This is a genomic window from Pseudomonadales bacterium, assembly GCA_013215025.1.
Classification (GTDB): domain Bacteria; phylum Pseudomonadota; class Gammaproteobacteria; order Pseudomonadales; family DT-91; genus DT-91.
In genome coordinates, this window is the sequence record JABSRR010000140.1 from 1 (window position 1) to 21,073 (window position 21,073).

Here is a 21,073-nt window from a genome sequence, read left to right on the forward strand (position 1 = left end):
ATTAGATTCACTTTTGTTTTCTAAAAAATTTACTCTTATGTTGATTTTTTTTTGTATTTCACATTTTTCAAGTTTTAGTTCTGACAGCATCTCTTCCCACTGTTTAGATTTAATTCCTTCTTGTTTATTCATTGTTTTTCTCCTTTAGTTGTTCAATTAGATCTTTGTTCCTGTCTAGAAACTCAGTGGCTTGAGTCCCAGCACAAGCTGAGTAATAACTTAGCTGTGTAACTGCATCTTCAATTAACTCTCTAGCCTCCTCAAGTTGGCGTTTAAATGTATGACGTTCAATCATCCACTGTTCAATCTCTTCGAGCTCTTTCGGAGTACTGTTGTGCCTGATCCATAATTCTTCTTCATTCATCACCTTGCCCCTCTGTCTCTATTTGGTCTGCTTGATTTTCTAACCAAGACATTATGTCTGCGTTTACTTGAAGTTCTTCTTGCATTTCTAGCATTCTCCATTTTTAACTTTATACCAAGCTTTCTTGGCTTTCTTATAGTACCACTTCTTAGCTGGAGTTTCAATTGCTCCGGACTGCCAAGAACCGACTAAAATTACTATAGGAGGCATTTTACCATAACGCAAGCGGTATCTGCGAATTTGTTCAACAAAAAATACAAAACATATCATTTTAGACCTCTTTATATCTATTCGATCCAAATCATCAAACTCCTGTCTACGTAACAACCTATTTGCCTCTCGAACCATTATAGGATGTATTTGTAAAATGCCCAAGGCGTTACCGTTATCTCCATATTCGTATTGACCAGATTCCTCAGCCAGTATAGCGCACTCTATGGCCTGTTCTATCGTATAAGTCTCGCTAGGAGCATTTAGACTACTTTTATATTTTTTGATTGCACAAGCCACACAAGTAACAATTATGAATACGTAGATCAACCATATTATATGTTTAGGTTTTATCATGATTTTTCCTTTTGTTTTATTTAGTAGATACATACATATTAGCACCTAATTAAGTACAATGCAAATCGATTTTTTAACTTTTTTTCAAGTTTTTTAATTTTGTCGAAAAAAGGTGCTAATATTTCCTACAAAAAGTGCTAAAAAACGCCATATGTAAGTGATTATAAACAAGTTATTTACAACAAAAAATCTAAAAAATGGTGCGATACAGGGGAAGAAAAAGAAACCAAAAAGGAAAAATCATGAACAACATCAAACTCTTTGTTGGATGTGATCCCGATACCAAGCACCAAGCTTTTGGCTCCATCAATCTCGATGGTACAGAAGTAAATGCTTGGGTGATTAAATCACGCAACAGCGATGAACTCACACAGTGCAAAGCGCACTTAGCTGAGTCCGGTGCAGAGTTGTATGATGATTTTATCGCAATGGTAGAAGGACAAAAAGTTTACGCTGGCGACAAAAAGTCGAACCCAGCATCTCTTATTAAGCTTGCAAGATCAAGTGGACTTGGCTGTATGTATTTGGCCAATTCTCAACACTGTAAGGGCATTCAGATCGCTTTACCTCAAGAGTGGAAAGGATCAGTTCAAAAGCACGCCCACCAAGCACAGATACTTAAATCACTTGGACAGGAGCCGATTATAAAAGGCTCCGGAACCAATAAATACGCTGTACCCAAAGAAGATTTCTTGAACATGTCAATGACAGAGTACAAGCACTGCATAGATGCGATCGGTATGGCCATGAGGCTACGCAAGGATTATCTATGGAAACAAAAAAAGGAAAAAATTTTAAATGCAAAAAAGTAAAAATATCATAAGTTGTCCAAGTGTACAAGATTTGGTTGAAGTTGGAGTCCTAGAAAATCCCTTAATTATTAGAGGAGATAATTCTGAGCTGGATGAAATAATCACAGAGGGGGGTATCGTATGCAGTCCAAAGTTCAATCATTCATAGAAGCGAACTTCAACACATTCTCTGGGACAATTATTAACTGGTTAGCCGGACTTTTAATCTACCCTTTGTTCGACTTGCCCGTAACTGTATGGGATGTCACAGGCATAACTCTGTGCTTCACAGTAATATCTGTATTCAAGAACTACGCTGTACGCAGGTTCTTCCCAAGATGTAAAACTGGGCCATATGAGCGCAAGACATACCATTTATGTGCAGAAGGCTGCGAAAACATATCCAAAATTTCTTCAAACGACTCTAAAATTCTCTACAGGGACACCCAGGGGGTATCTAAACTAAAAGATCTATTAAACACACAGGTGACACATCATGGCACAAAACCAACAACGTAAAACAATGAGCTTTGACGAGCTCGAGGAAGTATTAAGCGATGGGCCCTCCTTAGGAACTCATGGTAAGGCATTAATGGCCCATCTACGCCAACAAGATCTCAGACTCACAGCTTGGGAAGAAAATCTCAAGAAACTTAATCAACGCTTTACATCATTGGATGAAGAGTTCTTTGAGCACGTTGAGAAAACTCCTCATGGAGAAACACTACTGGACTGCCCACCACATGTAAGTGGCCAATCCAACCCAGTACAATTTACACCGGAGTATAAAAAGGCTCAAGGCTACTCTCCTGGAGCACCTGTAACTGCTACTAATATTCCAGATTATTTAAAGCAAGAGGAAGGCGAATTACAATTCCTGGAAATCTCGTTCGATGATCCACGTAGACAAAAAGCTTTCGACACAGCACTCGGTGCACTTCAGTTCTTAGATAAAGATATTACCAAGCACGAGCTTATCTCCTTTTTGATGAGCAGTTAAACATAAGGAGGTCGTATGGGAATATATAGTTCCGCAAGTAACATTACTACAACTAAAGCAGTTAGCGATAAGGTTGGGTATATACGAGCACTCCTTAACGACATTGACAACGAAGGCACAGGTCTTGAATATGATTCCTGGATATCCTTGGTGCCTATTCTAAAATACGAACTAAATGATGAAGATTTAGCTTTTGACATCTTTGACGAATTCTCAAGTCAGAACGAATTCTACGACGAGGACTTTACTTACACTAAGTTCTACGATGCTGGACTAGAGGCTGACGGCCGATTGACCATGGGCTCATTGGTCTACATGGTAAAAGAGAACTTAGGAGATAGCTACGACAAATCTAAATATGCCCAGTATTTCGGAGATGTGGAGACAAGTAAGGTCGCTGAGTTCAACAATAAAATAAGACGAAACAAAAACAAGCTCCCAGATCACTATCTCCCCGACGAGATCGAGGATATTAAATTTCCAGAAAATACCAAAGTTGATCATGTACTTGCACTAACAACTTTGCTTGTAGAAGGAGAGACTTACGGAACTTGCTGCGATCCAAGACAATGTGCTGTCATCGATCCGTTTGCAGGTGATCGTATGGAACAGTACATAACGGTGAACCCAATTAAGGGCTCAAGGAAACAGGATAATGTAGTTTCCTTTAAATACGCGGTACTTGAATTCGATACGATTGACTTGAACGAGCAGTTCTCTTTACTTAATGTAGTAGATCTCCCTTACGAAGCACTCATATTTACTGGTAACAAATCTATCCACGCATGGATCAGAATTGACGCGCCAGACAATGATGAGTACAAGAAACGCACAAGATTGATCGCTAAGATGTTTTCTGACTTTGGCTACAATAAGGAAAATGGTAACGCACCGGACACAGCGGTGCTATTTGATTCCTCTTCACTTGTTAGGTGCCCAGGAACAGTACGTGTCGATTGGGCTAGCAAGGGGAATACTGGTGCAGGCAATATGCAATACGCCATGTGGGTTGAAGAAAGCACAGGCTGGGATGAATGGTACACAAAAGTGTACCCTAAGTACGTTTTAGAATCATCTTTAGTAGAGGAGATCCCTGATGAACTTAATGAATTTACAGTTCCAGACAAGCCCAATCAGTTCAGCCGAATGCGTAAAAATATTGTTGAACAGTTTGGAGAAGAGTTCGCTACCCCGTTGGCAGAAGGGTTGGCTGAAACTCCGAGTGAAGGGATTAAAGAAGCCTTACTCGAAGCTATCCCCGAATTTTTTGGTGAGTGGGTCAAGAGGAACAAACGGAAAAACCCTTTGTCAGTTGATGAACTATATCATCTGTTTATTGATTCGTGTAGAGAAGGAGGAGCACATTACGAAGGNGACATCCAAGAAGCCCTTTACAANGGATGTGTTAACGCCCAACGATACATAGCTGATCAATTTAAAGAGCGTAAGGAGCGAGCCCAAGGAAATGTTGAATCTCTTAAAGAAGTAGATTTCGATGGATCTGACCCAGATCTTTTAGAGGCTATAGATAAGGAGATCTATAAAGCAGCAAACTCTGAGAAACCAGAGGACTATGAGAAGCTTGAAGTTTCTCTTGATCAAGTAGCTGCTGATATGCAATATCGTCCAGGAGTTCTTAAGAAATTAGAGATATTCAAGTACGCTTCCAAATTAGGCAAACTATTGAATGGTGAGACTAAAGATATTCCTCATTTAGCATTTGGATCTCTTTATGCCTATCGTAAGCAGGTTAGTTACTTTGATCCTACAGAATCAACTTTGATACCTGTGGAGGTAAGCAGTTTTCCTTCTATCATACAGCCTTACATTGCTATTGTTAAGCAAGACGCAAAAGGACTGTTCAAGGTAGAGCCCTTGGATAACGATTCATGTAATAAGTTAATTAAATCCCATCTGTTCTTAAAGGAACTTAGGGAAGTAGAGATTATGTCAGAAGTACCAGTGTTCAAGGAATTGGACAATGGCGCAGAATTAATAATGGAGTACGATGATGAAAAAGCTTGTTTAATTACTAAACCAGTTCAAGGTTATGGGTTCATGGATCTTAATGATGCCAAGGAGCTAATCTTGAGTCTATTTACAGATTTTGAATTTGTCAACGAATCGGATCTATCTCGATCAATTGCAGCTTTATTCGCACCAGCTATGTGTTTTGCAGATTTCTTTGAAGGAAATCACAGACCAGTATGGTACGTTGATGCAGATGCTCAAGGTGCAGGTAAGAACACTTTAGTTGATTTTATCACAGTTCCTTATGCAGATAGTCCAGCTAAGATCACCCAGGACGACTCCTCTATTGGGTCTCTTGATGATAAGCTCGGTAGTGCTGTTGCAGCAGGCGATAACTTGATCATTATGGATAACATGAAGCCGGACCGAAAAATGAAAGAGCTTAGTAGTTCTTTTATTGAATCAATGCTGACTTCTGATACCATGCGTCACCGTGAGGCAATGAAGGCCAGTACCACTCTAAAGACTGACAAAGTATCTTTATACGTAACTACCAACGGCATGGCAATGTCCAAGGATATGGCAGAGCGTTCTATGTATATTTCTATACGTAAAAAGCCATACGGTTACAAGTTCAAGAGCTATCCAAGAGGTCACGTTAATTGGATCAAAGACAATCGCCCGATGATTATGTCAGCGATCTACACTATCATGAAAGAATATCTCGATCATGGTAAACCCTCAAAAGATCTCGAAGAAGGCCACAGATTCCCTCAGACTACTAGTATACTCAATTACATAGTTACTGAGATATTTGGCCTACCAGACATCTCCCTAGGACTACGTAAGAGAATGCTTAGTAAGAGTGATGTTAATAGTGACATTCTTAGAACAATTTGCTTCGTAGTTGAAAAGACTGGAAACCTTGGTAACGACCTTAACAATATTGACATCTTTGAATTACTTGATTCAGAGGGACAATCAGATGTACTAAGACTAGATTCTGGAATAGAGATCTACACTGATGAAGAAAATACAAAAATATCAGCAGATGCAAAAAGAGCTGTTGGCCAAAAGTTAAGTTCAGTAATGTCAAGACCCAATATCTTTGGTAAACCTAACAGTAAGAGAGAACCGTCGACCTGTATGATTGAAGAGTTTACAGTAGAGCGTTCTTATTGCCCATCTAATAGAACTCCAAGATATAAGGTGACAAAATGAATGAAGGATCTTTTAAACCTAAATCAAGCTCAATCAGTCAGTGTAATACTGAAAAAGATTGTACTCGCAAATGGGGCTATAGTTCAATTGACTACCTGCCCCAGCCACCAAATAAATCTACAGGTAAGGGTTCTATTGCTCACGAGCAAATAGAGATCTACCTCGATGTGGACGAGAATGGTATCAGTAGAAGAACAGGTAAGGAACCAGTCATGTACCAACCTGGCTGGGAGATTCTTTACGACTATTTCGGTAAGAAAGCCCAATTCCTGTTGAACTCTGATGAGCAGACTATGCTCAAGAAAGCCATTCAGATGGGTATTGATAAATCAGTACTTGTCAGAGAACCAAATGCAATTGTTGAATTTGAGAAAAGAATTCCAATACATGAACTCATGTACTTTACTCTCAAGATTGACTATGCGTTTGGATTCGACATTGAGGATCACAAGACCTGTTCTAGCTTTGACTGGACTACAAATGAAGACCCAGATTCAGAACGCTATGTAGGTAAAGACAGACAATTGCGATGTTATGCTTACTGGTGGGCTAAAGAATACAGCGAAATGTCCGGACTACCGATACCGGAGATGATCAACGTATGTCACAATCAGTTCATGATTAATCCTAAGAAAAACGGACCACAGGTTCGTAAGGTTCAAGGTGTAGTATCATATGCAGATTGTGAAAAAACTTGGAATGAAGTTTACAAACAATCTCTTGGACAACTAGAGTATCGACTCAAGATCCATAGAGGTGAAATGACGACCTCACAATTACCCCGTGACATCAGTGCATGTGGTAAATATAATGGTTGTCCTTATCGTAGTGTTTGTATGGCGCAAGAATCTCCCGATTCGTACAAGCGTAGAACAAATATGAAAATCAAAGAACTCGAACTTAAAGTCGAGCAACACTTAAAAAAGGATGAAGGAAAAATGGCTTTTAATATGTCAACCGGTGCAACAAGTGAACAAGCTGCTGTTCTCGAAGAAATCGAACAAACAAGTAACACAACTGCAACCGAAGAAGTAACAAATCAAGCAGAAGAACCTGCAAAAGAAAATAACACACAGACTGTTGAAGAAGTAACAGAAGTGGCAGAATCTAAGTCTGATGCCGTGAAGATCAAAGAGTACAAAGCAGAGATCAAGAAGCTTTCAGATGGTCTCATTGCAGCTGGCATGGAAGATCAAATTCCGAACAGTTCAAAAATTAATGATCTCAAAGCTCTTCTTAAACCATTGGAAGATGCTGAGAAAGCGCGTAAAGCAGCTGAACGTAAAGAAAAAGCTGAGGCCAAGAAGAAAGCTGAGGCCAAGAAGAAAGCTGAGGAAGAAGCTGAAACAGCCGCGAAAGCTGAACAGGAAGAAAAATCTTTTGCGGAGAAGACTGATGCCGAAAAACACGCACAAATCGATCAGAAACTTGAGGCGGCTCGTACTCCTAAAACAAGCACTCAAGCCGATTTCACTATCAAGAAACTTAACAAGTCCCGATCAACTGGAATTACAGTCCTTATCGATTGTTACCCAGCAGGTGGAGTCCCAGGTGACTACATAAGACTCCAAGAGATCTTCGCTCTTAAGAGTGCACAATTAGCAAGTGAAGCTGGTGCAGAATCTTACTGGGAGCTCGATGCTTTCAAACGTAAAGATATGTTCCGTCAAGCTCGGGAGAATTTACTTGCAGAGCTCAAAGGTTACACAATTATTGCATGTGGTTATAGCCATGAAGAACAGGCTTTACTCAATGCGATCATTGAAGATCGTAACGTAACAGTTTACTCGGGTCGCTAAAATGTATCAGATCTCGGGAACATTCGCTCTCGATGATCCTCAACACCGACAAATAGCGTGGGAATGGCTCAAAGGCGTTCTCATGCTCTGTTGGCTCGACGATACATATGATCAGTGGGAAATCGCTGAAGTGGAAGAGAACGAAACAATTAACAAAGTGTACTATAAGTTCACAAGACCAAAGGAAGAAGATGGAACCAGATGATTATGAGCTCATGCTCGACATTGAGACATTAGGGACAAATAACAACGCAGTGATCCTATCGATTGGTGTTACAGTATTTTCAGTCTCGGAGAACAACCCCTGTGCAGACTCATTCTATTGTGAACTACCAGTACAGCCTCAGATCGACAATGGTAGAACTATCTGTGCAAGTACACTTAAGTGGTGGCAGAGACAGAAAACTGTTTGTCCTATAGTCCATGATGATGAAAATGAAGCCAATAACTTTGCTGAGACCGTAGAGAAACTCGTAGACCTATGTGAGTTCATTGGAACTAAATACCCAGGTAGAAAGATTTGGGCGCATGGTACTACCTTTGACATTGTTAGAACAGAATCTCTTTTAGAAGATTTTGGAATGAAAGTCCCTTGGTCATGGTGGTCTGTAATGGACTGCCGTACTGTAACGAACCTTATTGACTGTAGATCCAAAGCTAACAATCACAACGCCCTAGATGATGCTATCAATCAAGCACGATGGATCATCAAGGCTAAAAAGAAATTAGCAAAAATTAAGGAGTAAACTATGCCATTCGACATGTCCGCTGGTCTTGAACCCGACCGATTAAAAGAGTTCCAGATGCGCGAGATGAATCGAATACTAGATGCTCCAATCAACAGGCCATTGAGCTTACATTTACATGATAAGTTCTCTAAGGCCACGCTACTCCCCAGTGCAGAGATTAAATCATTACTAGACACACAGTCCGAAGCGATTGTTGCATATCTCCGTAATGGTGGACTATTCGGGTACATTGGGGTCGGTAGAGGTAAAGCTTTAATATCTATCGGTTGTGCATGTGCAGCGTACAGGAAAGGGCTCAGAAAGATTATCCTACTGATTCCACCAAAGCTCACATTGCAGACTGTTGAAAAAGTACTACCATGGCTCCGAAGACAGATGCCCGTGAACTTACCAGTTCATGTTCTGTCTGGGAAAACAAAAGCAAATAGACTTAAAGCATCCCAGCAAAAATCTGGTTTGTTCATAATGTCTTGGTCACAGTTATCGATTGTAGATACGGATGATCTGATTAATAACATAGCTCCTCAACTGATAATTGCGGATGAGGCACACAACTTGAGTAACAAAACTTCCTCAAGATATAAGCGAGTTAATAGATGGATGGTTGAACATCCAGAGACTGAATTCATAGCTCTATCGGGAACTATGGCTAAGAAAGGAATAAAGGACTACGCACACTTATTGCGTTGGTGCCTTAAGGACAAAGCCCCTATTCCGGATACTGATTCAGAGCTATCCAATTGGCAAGCTGTCATCGACACAACCTTCAGTGAATTCACTTCGAGTGCTGTTCTTCATCCCATGCTACTGTGGGCCAATAGAGACGGTAACAACTTTGAACGCGACATCGCAGGTTATCGGAAAGCGTACAATCACCGCCTTGGTACCACAAGCGGAGTAGTGTTTGCTGTAGGTGACGGAGATCTCGGAACATCTATTACATTCAGTAATCAACCTGTAGAAGTACCGGACGATTACCCAGGAATGCCTCGATTACAGGAGCTTATTAAACAGTTGCACGATATGGACACAAGCCCAGACGGAGACATTATTGACTTCGCGATTCATAAGTTCAGATATGATTTTGAGCTTACGGCTGGGTTCTACAATTCCTTAACGTGGCCAACGGTTGAAGTGATCGCAGAGCGTAAAAAACTCTCGATCATGGATGCCGAAGATTTGCTTGAAAGATCTAAAGAATACCATAGAGCTGCCCAAGATTATCATAGACAAGTTAGAATCTGGTTAAGAGATTTCTCTTGTGAAGGTTTAGACACACCTCTGTTACTAGGCACTTCAATGAAGAACCACGGTGCAGAGCATGTAGGATCTGATCTTTACGATGCTTGGGTAGTCATGAAAGCTTTAGACTTTGAGGGTCGCTTGGTTCGAGATTCAAAAGCCGTAAGGGTTTGTGATTACAAGATCCAGGCAGTACTAAATTGGGTGAAGAGTTTACCCAAGAAACGTGGTGGTGTGATCATATGGTACAAACGCCAAGAAATGGGCAAGTGGTGCCATGAAGTATTACAGGAAGCTGGATTAGATTCAGTTCTTTGTGACTCTGGTAAACAGGGTTACGAGAACATGAATAATTCAGAATACCACAAAAGTAAAATATTGGTTGCAAGTATTGATGCTTACAATGCAGGTATCAATGCTCAACCAGTAGAACACGTTTACTTTCTACAGTTCCCACGGGAAGCTGATAGAGCAGAACAAAGTATAGGACGGAACCACAGAACAGGAAGTCCTTATGACGAATTAACTTACGTCACGAACTTCTCAAATAAGTTTGATCATAATATGTTCTCAGCCGTATTAGCGGATGCGTTGTTCCAGCACCAAGCCGGATCTCCGAATAAGCTCATATACGGTAACTATGAACATCAGCCTCATATTGCATCAAGTGCAGCTATGAAGGAGATGGGCATTATTGCGAGAGATATTGATCAAAGAGTAATAAAGGATCTGAAGTCCAGATTCGAACAGTAATTAAGTACATTAAGTAAAAAAGGAGATCCAAGTGGGATTTTTCAAAAGTGCATCAGAAGCAAATAAAGGCGGCGGCCTTAAGTCAACAGTAATCAATAACATGTACGGTGAGTTCATCGGTCGTATTGAGAGCTTTAAAGTATCGGAAAGTTCAAAGGGGATCTTCGCAATCTCTACATTCACCCCAATCCAGATTATTGAATCTGAAGAGATCGGTGGTATTCCGAGTTTCATTGAAGGCCAACCTGTCCACACAATGATGAAGTACGATGACAATCACTCCATGATGGAGCAGTACATGAGCGAACACATTGCTGCTTGTAAAGGTATTGAGCGCACACACCGTTTCTCAGAAGTTGATGCAGAGAATGACGCAGAGTGGGAAAAACTCTGGGAAGAAGCTTATGGTGAACGTAAGCTTACAGCAGATCAAAAAGGTTTCGAATGGGTTGGTGATAATCCTTGGAAAGGTGGTCTATTGAAGATCAAATCTATCCGTGATTATCAAACAAATCGTAAAGAAGACAAGAAGAAGAAAGACGCAAACGGTAACGTTAAGATCTTTACGAAAGTTCTTGTTCTCGAAGCACCGGACCCATCTGAGCTCAGTGAAGAAGTAGTTGCTAAATACGGTAACACTCTTCATCCATCATATCAAACTGCTCTCGGTATTGGTTAATGTCGGGCATGGTGAACTTTGGTGAGCAACAGCCAGATAAAGTTCGCACCGAGACCCTTAAAGCGATCAGCCGTGGAGATAATAAACACGGCTATCAGATCGTTAAACAGAAAGATGGATCTGAAACCATCATGTCTGACAAAGGTGCTTACTACGAAGGGAAGCGAAATGGCACAGTTACACCAACAGTGTCAATGTCGGAGATTAAGTCAGAGTGTAAACTCTTTGATACAATAATCGAATGCAAGGGCTGTGGTGCAGAAATGCTCCGTAGATGGTCCAAGTGCGAACAATGTGGGACAGAAAGATGAACAGAGTAGAACAGATTGAAGAAAAGATCGTAAATCTCGAATGTAAGCGTAAAAAGCTTGTTGAAAAAGATGCTAAGATCGGAAAAGAGATCAGTGACTTACAGGAAGAAAAAGATAGTATTCTAGCTCTTGAAGTGCAGATGGAAGCTTTAAAAGAATCAGCTGAAAAATATCTTATTGAATATTCGCTGGAAAGACATAATGTTTTTATTAACTCTGGTCCAGGTTTACGCATCAGTGTTATTTTTCACGACAGCACTGAAATGACTTTCGAAGGACATGACAGAATTGAAGTTCTTAAAAGGACTAATAATACTATCCATTTCTACGGACAGTTTCTGTAAAAGATATACCATGACAAACAGCGTATAAGGGCTCCCCTAGTAGGTCATGGAATTAGGGGACGGGTCGTACATCCTTCACCTAGAATCAAAAGTACGGAGTTTTAGGACGGTTCTCTCAAAACCGTCAACACAGGAACAGTAGCTCAGTTGGTAGTAGCAACTCAAATAACTAATGTCGAGGGTAGTACCCTGTTAGAGTAGGTCGTGGGTTCGAGCCCCACCTGTTCAGTTTAGATCTCGGTGATAGTACCTTGCAAACCCCAATAAGGAATGCTCTCTTCTCTCTAGGTACGTGGTTAAAAGTACACCATCTTTAGGAGTCGTGTCCACGAGATCTATTTTATAATAAATGTAGCCACTTAGTATTAAATGGTGACAATTTGTCTACAAACGTCAACCGATGTAGTAAAAGGAGAACAGTATGAAATATAATCCCTATGGAAGAGACATTTGGTTCGCTTGGTTCCCTATAAGAACTGCTAACGGAACTTTTGTTTGGTTAGATAAAGTTAAAAGGATTCGTAGTAAATATGGAACTATTTATTGGGATATTTAAAAGGAGAACAGTATGACTCCCGAACTAATGATAGTACTATCTGGTCTAGGCGTAATTTTTGGACTAGTCATAATACTTTGTAAGATATTATTTCCTACTCCTACTACTTGGGAAATGCACGAACAGAACAAAAAAGTCACAGAAGAACTTGTAAAACAATCTGTTTACTCTTTTAAGAACTACAATCCAGATTTAGTAAAAGGAGGATAGTATGAAACTTTGGAACAAATTGTTTGGGTATCCCAAAAGAGACCCAAAGCATATAACTATATTAAAAGGGATGACTAATAGTGTTCTTAATTTACATACTAAAGAACCTTATGGCATAGGTGACGATTTTGCTTTTGGAGTCCATATAGGATACCTCATAGATCTTAAAGAAAAATACGACATAATGAAAGGTGATTGGCTTTTTATAAGGGGTATAAAGTATTACATCACTGAAATAAAGGGTACTCGTTTATACACTAAAACAGCTCGTAGAGTAGATAATGAGATAACAGACTCTCTGGACAAAGTAGAATCTCCTATGGACTATTTTAAATGGACTCATATTCCAGAGGTAAAGTATGACCCCTCGTAGACTAGTTCACGAACTCCTTGACACATCGATGGAGTGGGAAGAAGCTTCAGCCGACCCTACTCGTAATTCAAAAGTGATCGTAAAGGTCGGTAACGAAGAATATCCACTCAAGGATGTATATTGGCGTGGTGATGATAAATTAGTAATGGAGGTACGTGATGAGAGTCAATAAAAAAGTGACTAAACCTGCTCTAGAAGAGCGAGTAGTCGAAGAGTACGACCACACTAAATGTGATCGTTGTGGTAAAGATGTCAACTGGCAGAAGGAAGGAGATAGTTGGTTTGACCAAGATACTAAGATACAAAGCTTCAGTGGAGACGTATTCCCCGAATGTGACAGTAGAGAGGGTTGGTCTATTGATTGTTGTCCTAAATGTTTTGAGGACGCTGTACTCCCTGCACTTAAGAAGGCAGGATTTAAGATCCCCGAAAAAAGAGATATATGGGACGATGAGCCCGAAGAACTTATTGATGAAACAAAGGAAAAGAAATGAAAGAAGAACTACTCGCAGCAATTGATTCAAATCTCCCAAGTATGGTAGGTGACGCACTCAAGAAAAGACTCGAACAAGGTGATAAAGCTGAAAAAGATCTTGAGAAAAAGATAAAATCATATGATACTCTAACCAGAGATTACAATCTGATCATGAAGGATCTACGTGAAGAAAAAGATAAAAACAGATCACTTCAAGCAAGTAACGAACATCTTGAAAATATGCTTAACATCAGAGCACCTAAGCTCGAATTCCGTGAAGCTGTTGTTGAAGTTAAAGAACAACATGCAAAAGAGAAAGTTGATCTCATGAAAGAATGTTTCGGTATGGTTTTCCGTAATACAGTTGTGAAGAAAGATGTCCTCTCAAAAGCTCCAAGCTTTGTTCAAGAGCACTATAGTAGTTCTGGCCATAATATTCCTGTGTCTGTTGATGGTGGAGAATTTAAGGACACCTTGATCACAGAAGAAACTTAATACGCCCGTGACCTCTTGAGTGTAAAGGACTGCATTCCTGCGTCCCTCTACGTCACGGCTTTTAAAAACAGATCCACTGCCCTCTCAAGGAAGTTGTAGCTTGCTCGTCCTTCAGACGTACGGATCTATATAAAGTCAAGCGCAATAGTTAGCGTGGTTTCCTTAGTCGCTTCCTAGTAGACCATCGAAAGACTACTAGTGGAATAATCCCACGTTAGCCGCCTCTGCGAAAGTCAAGCGTACCAGTCTATGTTCCGACATAGAACGCCTCTGCAAAACAACGAGAGGAAAACTCGTAAAACTCCAAGATGTATTTTCCTCTGAGCCGTCGTTATGAGGTTATCACGGATTGCATTGATAGGTAAGTGGTCGTGTACTACCTAGCTGATGTACAAGGTAAAAAGGGCGACACAACCCAACACAAGATAACACTAGTCAATGTCGATGATGTTGGAACCCTCACGCACAGTCCGGAAACGGTGGGCCAAAGCTGTGCATTCTTTTCAATTTAAAAAGGATGAAGAACAATGGATATTCTAAGTCACTTAGATCCAGAAACAACAATTAACATGAAAGCTGGAGATCTAAAGGTAATTATATCTAAGACTAAAGCTGATGCAAAAGATAAATATGCCGAACTACTTGACCTGTGTATGATAGATATTAACCACCGTGAGGAAATCTCAGTATGTGCCAGAATACAATTATTCATGGAAGGCGATGACAGATTCAGAAACCACAAACCAGAACAAATTTTAAGGCTGCGATAATGAACGGAACAGAAGTAAAATTTCACCAAGAAGGAGATAGGCACTACGCTACCTTCGAAACACCTCAACCACATGTTACAGACGACATCATGGATGAGTTCAACAAAAACTATTTAGAACATTTGAAAGGCGTTGAACAAACTGCCCAAGTTCAAATGTTGGCCAAACAAGCAAAGCAGATAAAGATTCTCCAGAACCAAGTGATCGGATTTAAGAAAGACCGAGATCATTGGAAAGAGGGGTACAAAGTCTTATTGAACTCAAACAATAAGCTCAAAGAAGAACGAACCCTGGCCATTAAGTTCGGTGGGTATTCAGAACAAGTTTTTACGGAGCTACAAGAAACGATCCAAGAAAAAGATGCGATCATTAAAAGTTTCGAAGAGGCTCCAGCAGCTCCAGATAATGACATTGCTGATCTAGCAGTAGCATTCGATAAGGAGCTCAAGGCAAGAGCTGAACGTAATGTAGAGCTTAAGAAAACCATTGAAGAACGTGATGAAACTATTCAATCTCACAAAGCTAACTATGCTTTTGTCCAGGAAGAAAACAAAGCCCTCAAAGGTCGCATAGAAGTTCAGAAAGGCACGATCTCCGAACAGAACAAAGAGCTTGTTAAGGCTGAGAAAGAGTATAAAGAACTCAGTCTAGTAAAAGACCATATTGTTGGGGTTTCTAAACGTGAACTCAAATCTCTTAACGAAAAGTATAAAGCTCTAAACAATAGGCACGATGCTTTAATGGAACGAGTTACCGAAGCTGTTTCATTATCACAAACACCAAGTCCAATTTGTATTCAAGGACATGTACACATGGGGGGTCAAAATCATTATACAGGGAAACCAAAATGAACGATAAACAATTCAGAGCATTCGTAGAAGGCGATTGCCCAGTATTCTCACAACTATTTCACTATGAAGATATTGGCCAGGTGCTGATCCACAAAGTGAACCACATTAACAATAACAAGAATCAGCACGTAGATGATAATAAATGTGCTATTCGTCTCGTTATTAATTACAAAGGAAACTTTTTCTCACAAGATACTAAGTTCCCTCAAACACAAGCCGGTTACGACGACCGTGACGAACTATTTGATCAAATTGATGAAAAGATGGCATATGGTCAGGGTCGCGCATTGATGTGCGACTTACTTACGATGCTGTATCCTAATGGTTTACCAGAGATCGCAGAAAACAAAATTATAGTTTAAAGGAGTCCCCATGCAATACAAAATTGAAAACGCTTACGCCATTGACTACGAGACCACTTTGATCGGTCCACAGCAGTTGGCACCAAAGTCCATCTGTCTGTCGTTAGCCAATAAAGGTCAAGGTGCTTTCCTGATTGCTAATGGGGACGAAAACTACAACGAATACCAAAGAAATTTAATAGAATACGTCTACACCACTGAACAAGAGTACATTGTTATTCACAATGCCAAATTTGATATGTGGGTTTTCTTAAATGAGAACATAGATCTTTATGATAAGGTCTGTGAACTCTATGACCGAGGACAAATCATTGACACGATCCTCGTAGAAAAATTAATTAACCTGTCCACTACCGGACGAATTGCAACAGAACCACCTCGTGACATGTTTGACGAAGATGCAAAAGGAAAGAAGATCGATTATGATCTAGCATCTGTTCTCGAACGATACACGGGTAAAGACATTAAGAAATCGAAAGAGGCTGAAGATGCAGTACGAACTCGCTACCAAGAGCTTGATGGAACACCTGCTGCCCGTTATCCCCGTAACTTTAGAGATTATGCTATCGATGATTCTAAATATCTTCTAACTGTATGGGACGAGCAGCTTAAACGAGCTAATCATATTAAAGACGCACTGAACGTTGATGTATTCAAAACATTAGCACACAGATGCTCTCTTGACTTCCATATGTACAGATACTCTATCGAAGGGGTAAGAACTGATCCTAAAAAGATCAAAGAGCTCAGAACTATGCTTGAGGATCAACTATCCAAGGAAAGGCTTAATCTCCTTTATCCACCGTATGTTCCGGATACTGACGACGAAAAGTTCTGGAGTGATTTTGAGAAGGTAGAAATTTATCTTAAAAGGGACCGTAATAAGGGATTCCTAAAACCTTGTTACCCTCCACACCCTTCTTTCTCTTGGAGTTGTTATAAAGGATGTCCAAAAGAAAAAGACGAGTACGGTATACTAAAATGCGACGACAGGTGTTTTAGACGAGCTACTAAATCCCACGTTGAAGGCTGTAAGAAGAAGCAAGACAAGTTCAATCGCGAATGGCTATGCGACTGTCCACCTAAAATGAAAGGTGCTGAAGAATACGTGAAGGCTGCTGGAGAATTTGTACTTGATGACGATGGTAACAAAATTGAACGTTATTACGACAAGACCAATGGCGAAAAATTAAAGAAGCATATAATTTCTCTATGGATAGATCGTCCAGGAGATTTCGATATTCACTTCACTGATGGTGCCTATGATAAAAAAGGACAATTTATTGATCCTACTCTCAATAATTACACTTATTATCAAGAGAACGGTAAGAACAAAGAAGAAGCAATTGAAGCTGTAACAAGAAATTGGAGCAAGCTTAAACACGATTCTGAATGGTTAGATATTTATGCCTTTAAAGATCCTGTGCTTGAACAATTTGCTCACCGTGCATCTCTTATTAAATTACAAACAACTGAGCTTCCTCGTATGACGAATAGGAAGACAGGTGAAATAGCGGAGGTAGTACATGGGAACTTTGACGTTCTTAAAGAAACTGGTAGAACCAGTGGTTTCGCTGGCTCGCTCTATCCGAGTGCAAATCTCCAAAATGTCCATAAGATGGCCCGAACCTGTTTTAGAGCTAGAAAAGACCATTGGATCTTATCCACGGACTACTCGTCTCTCGAATTTGTATCCGCAGCTTACAGAGCCTACACTATCTTCGGAGAATCAGTATATAAAAAGATTTTCGACAATGGATGGGATGCCCATGGGTACCTGGCAGCTCAAAGAGCTTACTTGTCAGAGCAATGGTTCCGTGAGGACTGTGATGGAAAAGGGATCTCCTCGGAAGACGATGAAGCGATCTACCACGAGTTCCATAAGTACAAAGCGAAGGATAAGTTCCTCTGCAACTATGAGGGCAAGATTGACGAAAAAGGTAATCCAGTCCCGAAATACTTCCACGCGCATTACCGTAACTCCGCAAAACCAATTGGTCTGGGGATACTGGGTGGAATGGGGGCGAAAACGATTGCTCACGTATCCGCAGCGGACTATGGCATCGAAATGTCTATCTCGGAAGCTGAAGAATACAAAGCGATCTGGGAAAGGATCTTTGCTCCGGAAGCGGAACTGGTAAGAATGATCAATAAGGAGATGAAAGATTATGACTTCTCCACCAAAAAGAAAAGTAAGTTCAAGTACGAAACGCCCATGGGCATGGTTCGTCCGAATTGCTCTTTTGCTGCTTGTAGTAATGGATTTATTCTACAAAGCCCTAGTGCTGAGGGTGCTACTCTTGCGGTAATCGAAGTAGCTAAAGCATGCTGGTCTCCAAATTCGACAAGTATTCTTAAAGGAAACTTTCATCCATGGGCATTTGTTCACGATGAGATACTTGGAGATGTGACTGCTGATCCAGAGATTGCTACCAAGGTTGCTAAAGAACTTGAAAGAATTATGTGCGAATGTTTGAACAAGGTATTACCAAATGTGTCTTGTGCAGCAGATAGTGCGCTCTCCCTAAACTGGGATAAAAAAGCCAAAGACGTTTTCAATGCAGACGGTTTATTAGTTCCATTTGAAGTATTGAAGAACGAGATCTTGGCTGAACAATTAAACTATGTAAAAAAGGAAAAGTAATATGTCCAGCGATCAACAATGGCCGGAGTTCTCAGTACCCCAGGGACAATCCCTGGGACAATTCGGAGATGTGAACGTACTTGCAGCGGATAAACTCGCTGTACCAGGTCGTCCTAAGCCAAAGAGAACTCGTAGAGAGCCCAAAGTATATATAACTGACAATGCGGGTGGATCAAGTAAGTTCGTAAACACTAACAAAGATCAGAACGATGCGGCTATTCCATTGGATCAAGCTATCCAAATGGGTCTAGTTAAACCAGAACATGTAAACAAAAACCCTAAGCTGGATTATGACCCTAAGGAAGTTAAGGTCGAACCAGCTCCATTTGAAAAGGAGAAATCTGTGGCTAAAGACCCAAATGACGAAATAAACCTAACAGCAGAACAAAAGATTGCTCAAGCTGTGGCTCAAGCACCAGTTGTAGAAGATGCTTCAGTTGCTCCTGCGTTCTATGAAGATCCTTTGGACAACATGACTCCAGAAGAAATACTAACAATTCTCGCTGCAGCAATCACATACGAACGGAAATGTGGAACTACAATTCATCTTGTTGATCAAGACGGTAACAAGATCCATGGTTTACAAATCGTTCGAGATAAACCTGAATTTATTGGAATGTAGTATGCCTAAAAATTCTATCTGCGCATGCTTCTTAATCGGGGCAATATATTTAGCATCTATCCCAACGGCAGGTTGGGGATGGTGCATATTTGGTGCAATATTAACACACGAACAATAAGGAGTACTTATGGCACACAAAGATAAGCCTCATTGGAGGCAAATAATCGAAGGTTTTAAAGAAGCTGGCTCTATTTCTGCCTATGCTCGTGCCATAGGTAAGAAGAGGCGTATTGTTTCTTACTGGTACCACGAAGCTCTTATGGAGCAAGATAAAGAAAAACTACGTGAAGCACTCGGTCATTATGAAAGAAAGACTTTTGTGATCACATCTGCTCAAATTGGAACTAAGGTTCATGAAGGTTTCCTTCGTAACTTAGAAGCTTTTGCAGAGGCACACAATGCGGAGATCATGATCCCAGGCATTACTTATAATACCAATGACTCAGAGTGGGCTGGTGGTTTAGGGGATGCTCAAAAGAAAGTTCAAGCTTGTTATTATGATCGTAAGATACAAAGGTATCTAGTGAACGATCGTGTAGCATTGAACAATAAGGTCGAAGTGCTCGGTAATTTAAATATTTTACCAACAGCTGTAAATCCTTTATCCGGTTACCAAACATTTACTGGTGAAAAATCAGCGATCATTCCTCACCCAAAAGTAGCACAAGAGCCGGTACCTACTCGTCCAGGTAAGCTTGCAAAGCATATCATGACTACTGGTTCTATTACTGAAGCAAACTTCATTCAAAAGAACGCTGGTATCAAAGGTGAATTTCATCATCAAATTGGTGCAGTAGTAGTGGAGGTAGTTAATGGTAAACAGTTTCACACCAGACACATTTTGGCAGAACGCTGTGGAGCGTTCTACGACCTCACAGATCGATATGAGCACGGCATGTGTACAACTGGTCACAGAGTAGACGCTATTACATGGGGTGATATTCATCATGCAACCCTCAACAAAGAAGTCGCAGAAGCCAACTGGTTCGGAGAAAAGAACCTTATCGATACTCTAAAACCTCGTTATCAATTCTTCCATGATACATTGGACTTTAAAGTTCGTAATCATCACAATCGTGACGACAAATTGTTCATGAAGAAGATGAGTGGAGAATCAGTTAAGAAAGAAGTAAATGATGCTTGTAAGTTCTTAAATAGCACTAAAAGAGCTTGGTGCCAAAGTGTAGTGGTTAAGTCTAATCACGATAACGCATATGATCGTTGGGCTCGTGAGACAACTCATCACGAAGAACCCGACATTGACAATGCGATCTATTTGTTAGAATCTCAGATTCGTCAGCACAAGGACATGAAGAACTGTGGTGAGACAAGAGATCTTTTCGCTTGGCGTTACATGGGTAACTACTTCGATAGTTCTGTTAAGTTCCTTAAACAAGATGAGTCATTTACTGTAAACGGTATCGAGTGTGGTATGCACGGAGATGTAGGTCTAAATGGTGCTCGCGCTACTCCTAAATCTTTTATGAAGATTGGTATCAAAGTAAACTCTGGCCATACTCACTCAGCTGCCATTAATGAGGGTGTTTATACTGCTGGATGTTGCTGTGATCTCGAACAAGGTTACAATAAAGGCCCCAGTTCTTGGAGCCATTCTCAGATCGTTCAGTACGCTAATGGTACGAGAACTATTCTTACATGTATCAATGGCGAATATTATGATCGCCCATTTCCAAAGGCTAGAGTATGATTGAGGCTGTAACACTTGTCCTATTAATAACTTCCCTTTACTTGGGAGCTTGTCTATGGGACGATAAGAAAAAAGTTAAACGACTCGAAGCACAAGTCAAAGAACTAGACAAAGCTCGATGTAAATTGAATGGTAGAGTTCAAGAATTGTCAGAAGTCAAATATGATTGTTATAAAAGAATTAACAAATATTGTATAGAAAACTATGCACTAAAGG

The 21,073-nt window shown here is 40.4% G+C and carries 20 protein-coding genes; 18 read left to right on the top strand and 2 right to left on the bottom strand.

Annotated elements, in window-relative coordinates:
• Nucleotides 1-124: 124 nt before the first annotated feature.
• Nucleotides 125-364, bottom strand: coding sequence for a hypothetical protein (locus HRU21_09190; GenBank protein NRA42461.1), 240 nt, complete (start codon nt 362-364; stop codon nt 125-127).
• Between the two features lie 87 nt (nt 365-451).
• Complete coding sequence (locus HRU21_09195; protein ID NRA42462.1) at nt 452-931, bottom strand: hypothetical protein; 480 nt, start codon at nt 929-931, stop codon at nt 452-454.
• 242 nt (nt 932-1,173) lie between these two features.
• On the opposite strand from HRU21_09195, the gene HRU21_09200 reads away from it, so the two are divergent.
• From HRU21_09200 to HRU21_09285, 18 genes are all read left to right on the top strand, one after another.
• Nucleotides 1,174-1,743 carry a hypothetical protein gene (locus HRU21_09200; GenBank protein NRA42463.1) on the top strand — a complete coding sequence of 190 codons (570 nt, stop codon included), beginning with the start codon at nt 1,174-1,176 and terminating at the stop codon, nt 1,741-1,743.
• 475 nt (nt 1,744-2,218) lie between these two features.
• The gene (locus tag HRU21_09205) at nt 2,219-2,722 is read left to right on the top strand and encodes a hypothetical protein (GenBank protein NRA42464.1); all 504 of its coding nucleotides are present in this window, start codon (nt 2,219-2,221) and stop codon (nt 2,720-2,722) included.
• 15 nt (nt 2,723-2,737) lie between these two features.
• Entirely contained in the window at nt 2,738-5,914 is a 3,177-nt protein-coding gene (locus HRU21_09210) for a PriCT-2 domain-containing protein (protein ID NRA42465.1), read from the top strand.
• Entirely contained in the window at nt 5,911-7,713 is a 1,803-nt protein-coding gene (locus HRU21_09215; protein ID NRA42466.1) for a PD-(D/E)XK nuclease family protein, read from the top strand. The genes HRU21_09210 and HRU21_09215 overlap by 4 nt, the downstream gene beginning before the upstream one ends.
• 191 nt (nt 7,714-7,904) lie before the next feature.
• A complete protein-coding gene (locus HRU21_09220) occupies nt 7,905-8,459 on the top strand; it encodes a 3'-5' exoribonuclease (protein NRA42467.1) in 555 nt (184 codons plus the stop codon).
• Nucleotides 8,460-8,462: 3 nt separating this feature from the next.
• Entirely contained in the window at nt 8,463-10,457 is a 1,995-nt protein-coding gene (locus tag HRU21_09225; GenBank protein ID NRA42468.1) for a DEAD/DEAH box helicase, read from the top strand.
• A gap of 31 nt (nt 10,458-10,488) precedes the next feature.
• On the top strand, nt 10,489-11,136 hold the full coding sequence (locus HRU21_09230; protein ID NRA42469.1) for a hypothetical protein: 648 nt from the start codon (nt 10,489-10,491) through the stop codon (nt 11,134-11,136).
• Nucleotides 11,137-11,443: 307 nt separating this feature from the next.
• Nucleotides 11,444-11,791, top strand: coding sequence for a hypothetical protein (locus HRU21_09235; protein NRA42470.1), 348 nt, complete (start codon nt 11,444-11,446; stop codon nt 11,789-11,791).
• A 568-nt stretch (nt 11,792-12,359) separates the two neighbouring features.
• Nucleotides 12,360-12,557: a hypothetical protein gene (locus tag HRU21_09240; protein NRA42471.1), complete on the top strand. Its 198-nt coding sequence runs from the start codon at nt 12,360-12,362 to the stop codon at nt 12,555-12,557.
• A 1-nt stretch (nt 12,558) separates the two neighbouring features.
• Nucleotides 12,559-12,930, top strand: coding sequence for a hypothetical protein (locus HRU21_09245; GenBank protein ID NRA42472.1), 372 nt, complete (start codon nt 12,559-12,561; stop codon nt 12,928-12,930).
• A 158-nt stretch (nt 12,931-13,088) separates the two neighbouring features.
• Nucleotides 13,089-13,424: a hypothetical protein gene (locus tag HRU21_09250; GenBank protein NRA42473.1), complete on the top strand. Its 336-nt coding sequence runs from the start codon at nt 13,089-13,091 to the stop codon at nt 13,422-13,424.
• The gene (locus HRU21_09255) at nt 13,421-13,900 is read left to right on the top strand and encodes a hypothetical protein (protein ID NRA42474.1); all 480 of its coding nucleotides are present in this window, start codon (nt 13,421-13,423) and stop codon (nt 13,898-13,900) included. Before HRU21_09250 ends, HRU21_09255 begins: the two co-directional genes overlap by 4 nt.
• Before the next feature lie 527 nt (nt 13,901-14,427).
• Nucleotides 14,428-14,670 carry a hypothetical protein gene (locus tag HRU21_09260; GenBank protein NRA42475.1) on the top strand — a complete coding sequence of 81 codons (243 nt, stop codon included), beginning with the start codon at nt 14,428-14,430 and terminating at the stop codon, nt 14,668-14,670.
• A complete protein-coding gene (locus HRU21_09265; protein ID NRA42476.1) occupies nt 14,670-15,521 on the top strand; it encodes a hypothetical protein in 852 nt (283 codons plus the stop codon). Before HRU21_09260 ends, HRU21_09265 begins: the two co-directional genes overlap by 1 nt.
• A complete protein-coding gene (locus HRU21_09270) occupies nt 15,518-15,883 on the top strand; it encodes a hypothetical protein (GenBank protein ID NRA42477.1) in 366 nt (121 codons plus the stop codon). Before HRU21_09265 ends, HRU21_09270 begins: the two co-directional genes overlap by 4 nt.
• 10 nt (nt 15,884-15,893) lie before the next feature.
• Nucleotides 15,894-18,527, top strand: coding sequence for a hypothetical protein (locus HRU21_09275; GenBank protein ID NRA42478.1), 2,634 nt, complete (start codon nt 15,894-15,896; stop codon nt 18,525-18,527).
• Between the two features lies 1 nt (nt 18,528).
• On the top strand, nt 18,529-19,149 hold the full coding sequence (locus tag HRU21_09280) for a hypothetical protein (GenBank protein ID NRA42479.1): 621 nt from the start codon (nt 18,529-18,531) through the stop codon (nt 19,147-19,149).
• A gap of 127 nt (nt 19,150-19,276) precedes the next feature.
• Nucleotides 19,277-20,857, top strand: a complete 1,581-nt coding sequence (locus HRU21_09285) for a hypothetical protein (GenBank protein ID NRA42480.1) — start codon at nt 19,277-19,279, stop codon at nt 20,855-20,857.
• Nucleotides 20,858-21,073: the final 216 nt, after the last annotated feature.